This is a genomic window from Methylophaga sp., assembly GCF_965655755.1.
Lineage (GTDB): Bacteria > Pseudomonadota > Gammaproteobacteria > Nitrosococcales > Methylophagaceae > Methylophaga.
Genome location: NZ_CBFHHW010000007.1, coordinates 14,279 through 18,087, shown reverse-complemented (window position 1 = coordinate 18,087; position 3,809 = coordinate 14,279). Strand labels below are relative to the sequence as shown.

The 3,809-nt window shown below is 46.8% G+C and carries 4 protein-coding genes; all 4 read left to right on the top strand.

Features of this window, described 5'->3' with window-relative positions; translation table 11 throughout:
* The coding region (gene pilW / locus ACTF5U_RS03975; protein WP_438970348.1) for a type IV pilus biogenesis/stability protein PilW at positions 1 to 726 on the top strand (726 nt) is incomplete at its 5' end.
* Complete coding sequence (locus tag ACTF5U_RS03970; RefSeq protein ID WP_438970347.1) at positions 723 to 1,661, top strand: RodZ domain-containing protein; 939 nt, start codon at positions 723 to 725, stop codon at positions 1,659 to 1,661. The genes pilW and ACTF5U_RS03970, both read left to right, overlap by 4 nt.
* Positions 1,661 to 2,785: a flavodoxin-dependent (E)-4-hydroxy-3-methylbut-2-enyl-diphosphate synthase gene (gene ispG, locus ACTF5U_RS03965; protein ID WP_438970346.1), complete on the top strand. Its 1,125-nt coding sequence runs from the start codon at positions 1,661 to 1,663 to the stop codon at positions 2,783 to 2,785. The genes ACTF5U_RS03970 and ispG overlap by 1 nt, the downstream gene beginning before the upstream one ends.
* Positions 2,786 to 2,787: 2 nt before the next feature.
* On the top strand, positions 2,788 to 3,809 hold a 1,022-nt coding region (gene hisS, locus ACTF5U_RS03960), incomplete at its 3' end, for a histidine--tRNA ligase (protein ID WP_438970345.1).

The window sequence follows — 3,809 nt, the reverse complement described above, 5'->3', positions numbered from 1 at the left end:
GCTTTAACAGCATGTAACTCAACAGGTAATACACGCCCGGAATACGTGGCGCCAGACCCAAAGGCTGCAGAGATTAACATGCGACTCGGTCTTAATTATATGCAACGTGGTGATTATGCCATTGCTTTGGATAAGTTAGAAAAAGCACTCAAGCAAAACCCTAACTTACCCAGCGCGCACAATACGATTGCCTTGCTTTACCAACAGTTGGGTGAAAATGATAAAGCGGAAGCACATTTCCTGGAAGCGGTTGAACGTGCACCCAAATATTCAGAAGCACAGAACAATTTTGGTGTCTTTCTGTGTCAACAGAGACGCTATGAAGACGCAGAGCAGCGGTTTCTGAAAGCAATTGAAAACCCTCTCTATAATAGCAAAGCAATGGCTCTGGAAAATGCAGGCCTGTGTGTCAGCCGCATTCCGGATCTTGAAAAAGCGGAGGCGTATTTTCGCAAGGCATTGCAACTGCAGCCAACGTTATCAAAGTCTTTACTGCAGATGGCTACCATTAATTACGGACAACAAAATTATTTACAGTCACGCGCATACATTCAGCGCTACCAGCAGGCATCAGGCTGGACAGCACAGTCTTTGCTGTTAGCAATAAAGATTGAAAACAAGCTGAATGATCAAGATGCTGTGTCGAGTTACAGCTTGATTCTGCGTTCCCGTTTTCCTGATTCGGATGAAATGCGGATGTTAAATCAGGGGTTGATTGATTCATGAGTGAAGCACACGACGAACAGATTGTTGTTGCAACATCATCTCCAACGCTAGGCGATCGACTTAAACAGGCGCGTGAAGCCAAGAAGTATTCGATTGCAGAAGTAGCCGCACAACTGAGATTAACAAAAGAAACAGTCATTTACATGGAAACAGCGCAGTGGGATAAGCTCAATGGGCGGACTTATGCACGTGGTTATTTTTCCAGCTACGTTAAGTTTCTCGGCTTACCATTCGAAGAAATGCTAGCGGTATTTAATGACGAATACACACTGAAAGAGCCAGGTGTTAACTTGTTACAACATGGTCTCGGTCAAGATGACAAACCCTTTCCATGGTTCATGCTGGCATTGATTGCCATCGTCATTTTAGTGATTGGCCTAGCGTTTCAGCAGTGGCAACAAACGCAGGATCTACAACAATCATCGCTGACGGAAACTGAGGAAGTAGAGGAAGATGATACGTTCACGCCGAGTATCGTTGATCCTTTGGAGCAACAGAGCACGCTACAGCCAAAAGTTGATCCAACACTGGCAGAAGATAGTCAGACAGCGGAAGCGCTGGGGACTTCAGAAAACAATCTCGATGAGATTATCGCCATGGAAGCCGTCAGTACTGCTGCCGAAATAGGGCAGAAAGATTCAGGATCAATGGTTCCACCCACCCAGGAAAGTACCGCTCTTCCACAGGATGAATCCACATTACAGCTGAGTTTCACAGGCGAATGTTGGGTAGAGGTTACTAACGCAGATTCTCAAGTACTGGTCAGTAAAGTGATGCGTGCCGACCAGTCATTATTACTTAAAAGCGAACAGCCATTGAGTGTTTTGCTGGGGCGAGCTGACGTTGCATCCGTTTCATATAATGGTGCGTCAGTGGATCTGGCACCTCACAAACAAGGTGATGTCGCACGTTTAACGTTGGGGGTTGAATCCTGATGGAATCAACAACATACATAAAACGCAGGAAGTCTCGCCAAATCATGGTGGGCAATGTGCCTGTAGGTGGTGATGCACCGGTTGCAGTACAAAGCATGACGAATACGGAAACCACTGATGTGGCAGCGACAGTTGCTCAAATTCAGGCCTTACAAAAAGTGGGAGCTGATATCGTGCGTGTTTCTGTGCCTACGATGGATGCTGCAGAAGCATTTGGCAATATCAGGCAACAAGTGTCGATTCCTCTGGTCGCCGATATTCATTTTGATTATAAGATCGCGTTACGGGTTGCTGAGTTGGGTGTAGATTGCTTGCGGATCAATCCTGGCAATATTGGACGCGAAGATCGGGTTCGGGCCGTTGTCGACAGCGCTCGTGATCATGGTATTCCAATACGAATTGGGGTGAATGCCGGCTCCCTCGAAAAAGAATTGCAAAAAAAGTATGGCGAGCCGACACCAGATGCACTAGTTGAATCAGCTTTACGTCATATAGATATTCTCGACAGACTGGATTACCCGGATTTCAAAGTCAGTTTGAAAGCATCAGATGTGTTTATGACCGTTCATGCTTATCGCAAACTGGCCGACCAAATTGAACAGCCTTTGCATTTAGGTATTACAGAAGCGGGTGGTCTGCGCTCGGGTTCAGTGAAATCTTCGATTGGTTTAGGTATGTTGTTGGCGGAGGGTATTGGGGATACTATTCGTGTCTCACTCGCAGCCGACCCGGTTGAAGAAATTAAAGTTGGTTTTGATATTCTCAAAAGCCTCCGCATACGTAGTAAAGGTGTCAACTTAATCGCCTGTCCATCCTGTTCCAGACAGCAGTTTGATGTTATTTCCACGGTCAATGCATTGGAAGCACGACTTGAAGACATCACTGAGCCTATGGACGTTGCTGTTATTGGCTGTGTAGTGAATGGGCCCGGTGAAGCCAAAGAGGCTGCAATCGGGCTTACAGGTGGCACCCCCAACTTACTGTACGTCGATGGCAAACCAAATCATAAAGTTGAAAATGAAGCATTGGTGGACGAGTTGGAAAAAGAAATCCGCAATCGTATTGCTATGCGTCAACAGCAATCAGAGCCGGAAAAAGTCATTCCAATAAAGGATATTAGTTAATCGTGGCAGAGATTATCCGTTCGATTCGGGGTATGAATGATTTACTCCCCGAGGTCACGCCCTATTGGCAAGCAGTTGAAAGCACCATGAAAACCGTTTTAAGCGGTTATGGATATCAGGAAATTCGTTTTCCGATAGTAGAAAAAACAGAGTTATTCAAGCGCTCTATTGGTGAAGTTACGGATATCGTCGAGAAGGAAATGTATACCTTTGACGATCGTAACGGTGACAGCCTGACATTGCGCCCTGAAGGTACTGCTGGTTGTGTGCGTGCAGCGATGCAGAACGGAATGCTCAACCAGACTCAGCGTCTTTGGTATATGGGCCCCATGTTCCGCCATGAACGCCCGCAAAAAGGACGTTACCGCCAGTTCCATCAGCTGGGTGTTGAAGCATACGGCTTCAGTGGGCCAGATATTGACGCTGAAATGATCATGATGACAGCAAGACTCTGGAAAGCTTTAGGGCTGACGGGGATATCCCTGCAAATTAACTCATTGGGCAGCACGGAAGCACGTCTAGCTTACCGCGAACAGCTTGTTACGTATTTTGAGGCGCATAAAGAACAGCTGGATGACGATAGTCAGCGCCGTCTCTATAGCAATCCTTTGCGAATCCTGGATAGTAAAAACCCGGAGATGCAAACCCTCAATGCAGCCGCACCGAAGTTAATCGATCACCTTGACACAGAATCAAAGGCTGATTTTGATCAATTGTGCCAGAGGCTGGACAAGGTCGGTATCAGCTATGAGATCAATCCGCGTCTGGTCAGAGGCTTGGATTACTACAGTAAGACTGTATTTGAGTGGGTGACGGATCAACTCGGCTCACAGGGCACTGTCTGTGCTGGTGGTCGTTATGATGGTTTGGTCGCGCAATTAGGCGGTAAAGATGCTACAGCAATAGGTTTTGCTATTGGTCTGGAACGATTGGTTGCCTTATTGGAAGCGACTGATTCGCTTCCCGAAATACCAAAAACAGATGCCTATTTAGTAGCCGTTGGTGATGCGGCAGCGGCACAGGC

Bases quoted from the DNA above. Each gene is read 5' to 3' on its own strand.
- ACTF5U_RS03970 (WP_438970347.1), top strand. From the start codon at position 723: ATGAGTGAAGCACACGACGAACAGATTGTTGTTGCAACATCATCTCCA.
- ispG (WP_438970346.1), top strand. From the start codon at position 1,661: ATGGAATCAACAACATACATAAAACGCAGGAAGTCTCGCCAAATCATG.